The 6,229-nt window shown below is 43.0% G+C and carries 4 protein-coding genes, 1 tRNA gene and 1 CRISPR repeat array; of the genes, 4 read left to right on the plus strand and 1 reads right to left on the minus strand.

All coding sequences use genetic code 11. From position 1 onward, the window contains the following. Window positions 1-15: 15 nt before the first annotated feature. Window positions 16-2,806: a CRISPR direct-repeat array (repeat unit 28 nt; unit sequence GTTCACCGCCGCACAGGCGGCTTAGAAA). 220 nt (window positions 2,807-3,026) lie between these two features. From VXK47_RS10340 to VXK47_RS10355, 4 genes are all read left to right on the plus strand, one after another. Then, a complete protein-coding gene (locus VXK47_RS10340; RefSeq protein ID WP_435548708.1) occupies window positions 3,027-3,701 on the plus strand; it encodes an adenylate kinase in 675 nt (224 codons plus the stop codon). 289 nt (window positions 3,702-3,990) lie between these two features. Next, window positions 3,991-4,197 (plus strand): small ribosomal subunit protein bS21, encoded by a 207-nt coding sequence (gene rpsU, locus VXK47_RS10345; RefSeq protein ID WP_435548709.1) that lies wholly within the window; start codon window positions 3,991-3,993, stop codon window positions 4,195-4,197. 102 nt (window positions 4,198-4,299) lie between these two features. After that, window positions 4,300-5,586 carry a bifunctional folylpolyglutamate synthase/dihydrofolate synthase gene (locus VXK47_RS10350; RefSeq protein WP_435548710.1) on the plus strand — a complete coding sequence of 429 codons (1,287 nt, stop codon included), beginning with the start codon at window positions 4,300-4,302 and terminating at the stop codon, window positions 5,584-5,586. Window positions 5,587-5,673: 87 nt separating this feature from the next. Further along, a tRNA-Arg gene (locus VXK47_RS10355) sits at window positions 5,674-5,749 on the plus strand. A 298-nt stretch (window positions 5,750-6,047) separates the two neighbouring features. Here the strand turns inward: VXK47_RS10355 and VXK47_RS10360 are convergent. Then, window positions 6,048-6,229: hypothetical protein (locus tag VXK47_RS10360; protein ID WP_435548711.1), on the minus strand; the 182-nt coding region annotated here is incomplete at its 5' end.

The raw sequence follows: 6,229 nt of genomic DNA on the forward strand, positions 1-6,229 counted from the left end.
AGTCAACGGGGGTTGGTTCACCGCCGCACAGGCGGCTTAGAAAGTCATTGTTCCAATGTGGCACGCCTACATTGTGTTCACCGCCGCACAGGCGGCTTAGAAAGCACAGATAGTATGAGATTTTAATGTGATGCCGTTCACCGCCGCACAGGCGGCTTAGAAAGATTTTGCGGACTGGCAAACGGCTGTTGAAACGTTCACCGCCGCACAGGCGGCTTAGAAAAAAGCCTTATACCGTCACCGGCCTTGCTTGTTGTTCACCGCCGCACAGGCGGCTTAGAAAATGCACGCAGATTTAATAAATATGAGCGATCCGTTCACCGCCGCACAGGCGGCTTAGAAAAGTACCAGGCCGAACGGCAGGCTGCCCACAGTGTTCACCGCCGCACAGGCGGCTTAGAAAACAGGTAATTATACTGTAGATTGGGGTGACGGGTTCACCGCCGCACAGGCGGCTTAGAAATTGTTAAGGGGGAATGCAGGGGGTTGTTTTCTTGTTCACCGCCGCACAGGCGGCTTAGAAAGATGATAAATTTCTGATCCACCGGCTGTCTCTGTTCACCGCCGCACAGGCGGCTTAGAAATCCATGTATTTATGCATTAATTTGATTATCTGGGTTCACCGCCGCACAGGCGGCTTAGAAATGGAAAAAAGCACGTCTTGTCAGCAAATATGGGTTCACCGCCGCACAGGCGGCTTAGAAAGGGAAAATATCCGGTGGCGCAAAAGGAGACAGGTTCACCGCCGCACAGGCGGCTTAGAAAAACGAAAATGGTTTCATCATCAGATTTCAATAGTTCACCGCCGCACAGGCGGCTTAGAAATTACAAAAAAAGGTTACACAGACCTTACAAAAGTTCACCGCCGCACAGGCGGCTTAGAAAGCCAGGCTATATGGCCGACGCCGGAGTAAAAGGTTCACCGCCGCACAGGCGGCTTAGAAACTGCTTAAAGCGCAGGCTTCCGCTTCGCGGCAGTTCACCGCCGCACAGGCGGCTTAGAAATTGCTAATATCTTTTTGCGGTCTAATCCTGTAGTTCACCGCCGCACAGGCGGCTTAGAAAGTTCATTGTTTTAGCACGGGTTCAGCAATAGAGTTCACCGCCGCACAGGCGGCTTAGAAAATGCCGCGAAGCGGAAGCCTGCGCTTTAAGCAGTTCACCGCCGCACAGGCGGCTTAGAAAGACTCTCGGGAATGCGCAAGGAAATGCATATTGTTCACCGCCGCACAGGCGGCTTAGAAAAAAACTCAAAAAAAAGATACAAATAAATTGGCGTTCACCGCCGCACAGGCGGCTTAGAAATCATCGTCAACGATTTCTGCTCTGAATACGCAGTTCACCGCCGCACAGGCGGCTTAGAAATTGAGAGACTGTTTTTAAGAGTTGTTTAACTTGTTCACCGCCGCACAGGCGGCTTAGAAAATCTAAAAGCCGGAAAGCCGAATCCATATTGTGTTCACCGCCGCACAGGCGGCTTAGAAAATACTCCGGGGCAAGGGTTTCAATCTGATTGAGTTCACCGCCGCACAGGCGGCTTAGAAATGCAAATGCCTGGTACAACTGTGAAAGCAACCGTTCACCGCCGCACAGGCGGCTTAGAAATTGATACGAAAAGTGTTTCTGCATCGGTTAGTGTTCACCGCCGCACAGGCGGCTTAGAAAACTATACAGGTCGTAGCATTAATCCAATTCACGTTCACCGCCGCACAGGCGGCTTAGAAAGTTTGCCAGACCATGCATGTACGGATTACTGTGTTCACCGCCGCACAGGCGGCTTAGAAAATAAAGAGTTTTCAGCTTCATTGGCGGCAGTTGTTCACCGCCGCACAGGCGGCTTAGAAATTTTATAGGAGTATATGCTAACCCCCGGAATAGTTCACCGCCGCACAGGCGGCTTAGAAATGGTGTGGGCTTATACGCTTCAATCGCTTGTAGTTCACCGCCGCACAGGCGGCTTAGAAATGCAAGGTCATCGTGAAAAGCAGCTTCGTCTAGTTCACCGCCGCACAGGCGGCTTAGAAAGCAACAGTCATAACAAAACACTTGTTTACATGGTTCACCGCCGCACAGGCGGCTTAGAAAATCTATCCATTTTGACATAAAAGTCTTCCCAGGTTCACCGCCGCACAGGCGGCTTAGAAATTTTTGGGCCAATGATTGCAGGATATCAACAAGTTCACCGCCGCACAGGCGGCTTAGAAATCAGCAGCCGGAACTGTGTCAAATAAATAAATGTTCACCGCCGCACAGGCGGCTTAGAAAGAAGAAAAGGTATCCGCACTAACCGACAATTTGTTCACCGCCGCACAGGCGGCTTAGAAAGGTCAAAACTATCCCTTTAATTTTCAGCGTAGCGTTCACCGCCGCACAGGCGGCTTAGAAAGTGACGAATAATGCGTATTATCGAAGGCTGTTGTTCACCGCCGCACAGGCGGCTTAGAAAAACAAGTACTTTCTTCCCGGAAAGAGAAATAAGTTCACCGCCGCACAGGCGGCTTAGAAATCGAGCGGCACCGATGTTGGTGACAATGTGTTGTTCACCGCCGCACAGGCGGCTTAGAAATACAAAATTCAATTAATATCTACTCATCAAGTGTTCACCGCCGCACAGGCGGCTTAGAAAAGTAACTCGGCAGTGGTCATACCGAGTTGTTTGTTCACCGCCGCACAGGCGGCTTAGAAACTTAACTCACGGGGAGGGTAATTGGTCTGCTGGTTCACCGCCGCACAGGCGGCTTAGAAAGCCCGGAGTGACCAGCTCCGGGAACCGGGAGGGTTCACCGCCGCACAGGCGGCTTAGATATGCTTGCATTAAGAATACTTCGGGAGAACAACGAATGGGATAAATACCGGGAATGGGGCAAAGCTGCGTAAAATATTCCCCCAACAGTTTTAATTACACCATTTATTGTTCTTGCACTTGACAATATTTAGTCGTTTCTATATTTAAGCCAAGATATGAGCTTTAGCATGTTTATAGAAGTGATAAAATATCACCATGAAATAAGAAAAGGAGAATTTACATGAACATTTTGTTTTTCGGGCCAAACGGCAGTGGTAAGGGAACCCAGGGAGCCATTTTAAAGGATAAATATAATACTCCTCATATCGAATCCGGCGCTATATTCCGTGAAAACATTTCAAAAGGAACTGAGCTTGGTGCAAAAGCCAAGGCGTATATAGACAAAGGTGATTTGGTCCCTGATGAAATTACGATTCCTATGATACTTGACAGGATGAAACAGCCTGATTGCAAAAACGGCTGGCTCCTTGATGGTTTTCCCAGAAATAAAAATCAGGCGATAAAACTTGATGAGTCATTGAAAGCGGCTAACATAAAACTTGATATAGTAGTTGAAATACTTCTTGACCGTCAAATAGCAAAAAACAGGATCATGGGGCGCAGACTTTGCGAAAATGACAATAATCATCCTAACAACATATATATAGATGCCATTAAGCCAAATGGTGATAAATGCCGTGTATGCGGTGGCAATCTGAAAACAAGAGCCGATGATCAGGATGAAGAAGCAATCAACAAACGCCATGACATATATTATAACACAGACGATGGCACACTTGCATCAGCATATTATTTTAGAGATATTGCAAAAAATACAAATACTTTAAAATATATACCACTTGATGGTACTCCCGGTGTAAAAGAGGTACAGGCTGATCTTCTTTCAAAACTTTAATGATGTTTTTTAATTTATTAATGCGTTTTATGCCAAACATTATTTTGTTGATGATTTTTCTTGCTAAGTTATAAATATTAAGTTAAAAATACGGACTCGGAAAGGTCAATCAGCTTCGATTTACTTTACGACACCGGAAGTGGTAAACCTGTATTATCAGGTACAAAATAGTTTTTTGGGTTTTTGCGAAAGTATCAGAAAGAAAAGTTGTCAAATCAGGTATTAAAAAACATCAGAAATGGGATAAAAAGCCTATAGTTATCTGGTGCAAAGAAGGGGGCGAGTAAATTTGAAGGAAATTCAAGTCAAGGTTTTTGATAACGACCTTGAAAAAGCGATACGTATTTTGAAAAAAAAGATTCAAAATGACGGCCTTTTCAAACGGTTGAAATTAAAAAAAAGTTATGAAAAACCGAGCGAATTCAGGCGTCGTAAACAACGCGAAGCTTTAAGAAGAGAAAGAATAGCTATTTCCAGAAGTAAATACAGAAAATAGTGTGAATATATTTCAAATAAAAAACCCGGCAAAGATATTGTTTCTTACCGGGTTTTTTATAGCCTCTTTTAAGTAATAACCGAATTTACCAGGAAAAGATCTATGGGAAGTAAGGCTTATAATGATTGCCTGAGCTCAATGTACGGTTTAAGAAGATTCGGAATTAAACTTGGGCTTGCAACAATCAAACATATTCTTTCCGATCTGGGAAATCCCCAGAACAATTATTCATGTATACATATTGCAGGTACAAACGGCAAGGGTTCTGTAGCATCCTCTTTATCTGCCATTTTACAAAAAGCCGGATATAAAGTCGGCTTGTTCACTTCTCCTCATTTTGTAACTTTCAATGAAAGAATCAGGACAAACAATCGTCTCATTTCAAACAAAAATGTTGTCGAATCATATAATGCGGTGAATCAGGTTCATAAAGGTTCCCGCGAACCCACATTTTTTGAATTTACAACTGCTATGGCTTTATATGAATTCAGCAAAGAAAAAGTGGATTGGGCTGTTATCGAAACAGGAATGGGCGGAAGACTTGATGCAACAAATGTAATCCAACCGGAGATAACCATTGTTACAAACATCTCTCTTGAGCATAAAAAATACCTGGGAACCACAATTGAACAGATTGCCGGTGAAAAGGGTGGCATAATAAAAAGAGGAAAACCTGTTATAACCGGAGCAAAGCAAAAAAATGCAATTAACACGCTGAATAATATAGCTGCAAAAAAAAGAGCCCCTATCTACCTTTTGGGAAATAATTTCAAAATAAAAAAAAAGAAAGACGGAACTTTTTCATATTTCGGTATTAACAATGTCTGGCCGGATATGCAGATAAACCTGCATGGCGATCATCAGATCGAAAATGCCGCTCTTGTTCTGGCAGCATGCGAAATACTCGAAAAGAAAACCAATCTTTCCGAAAAACATATACGTGCCGGTCTTAAACAGACAAATTGGCCCGGCAGGCTTGAGATTGTGTCATCTTCTCCATGCGTAATACTTGATGGAGCACATAATCTTAATGCTTCACAGGCTTTGCACAATTTTTTATCAAAAGAATATAAAGGCAGAAAAATAACAGTCGTTACCGGTATGCTGGATGATAAGCCATACAAATCTATGCTGAAAAATATCCTTTCGGTTTCCGACAGGGCTATTTTGACTAAACCGCAGATAGACAGGGCATTGGAACCGGAAAAACTCTATGCTGTTTCAAAAAATCTGGTTAAGGATATAAAGATTATTCCCAAAGTAGACGAGGCCGTCAAATATGCCCTTGAAACAGCTTTGCCTGATGAAGTAATATGTATAACCGGATCTTTGTATGTTGTAGGCGAAGCCAAAGCAATGCTTTCAAACTTGACTTTTCAGCACATATAATTTAGCTATTAAGCATATTTTTTTTAAATACTGCCATTTAAACACGGTTTTAAAATCAGATGTTTTGCAAAGACCTTGTAAGTCTATGCGCCCGTGGCCCAGTGGATAGGGCGTCAGCCTCCGGAGCTGAAGATCGCTGGTTCGATTCCAGCCGGGCGTACCATAAATATCAATGTGTTATAGTAGCTAACTGATGATTTACACAATTTTAAAATAATTTTTCCAACCGTATTTCCAACCTTAAAACAGAACATTGTATCCTAAAAACAAAAAGCGGATGATTTCTCATCCGCTTGTCTCAAGCATATTTATATTTACATGATATCACAGTTTAGCGATAAATGTTTATATAATCATTCTCCAATAAATCTATTTTGATTTTGTCAAAACTGGAGCTTCCATAAGAGGAAGTATTAAAGGACTAAAACCACACCTTGAAGTAAGAGAATATACGTGCTCTCTTAAATATGGATGCAATATAAAGGGTGCATTATGTTTAAGCCTATAGTGGACCCCATGTCAAGACTGATTTTCATAAAAATTAAGCTACCAAAGGTCTCTGATATTTTCTCCGGGTTTAAGTTCTTTTTTCTTACAAAGTCCTTTTCAAAAGGTCCGCTATTGCCGGATAAATGAAAAATGT

It is taken from the genome of Desulfobacterium sp. N47 (assembly GCF_051233685.1).
In the GTDB taxonomy this organism is placed as follows: Bacteria; Desulfobacterota; Desulfobacteria; order Desulfobacterales; family RPRI01; genus RPRI01.

Coding starts and splice junctions, on each gene's coding strand:
- VXK47_RS10340 (WP_435548708.1), top strand. CDS start 3,027: ATGAACATTTTGTTTTTCGGGCCAAACGGCAGTGGTAAGGGAACCCAG.
- VXK47_RS10350 (WP_435548710.1), top strand. CDS start 4,300: ATGGGAAGTAAGGCTTATAATGATTGCCTGAGCTCAATGTACGGTTTA.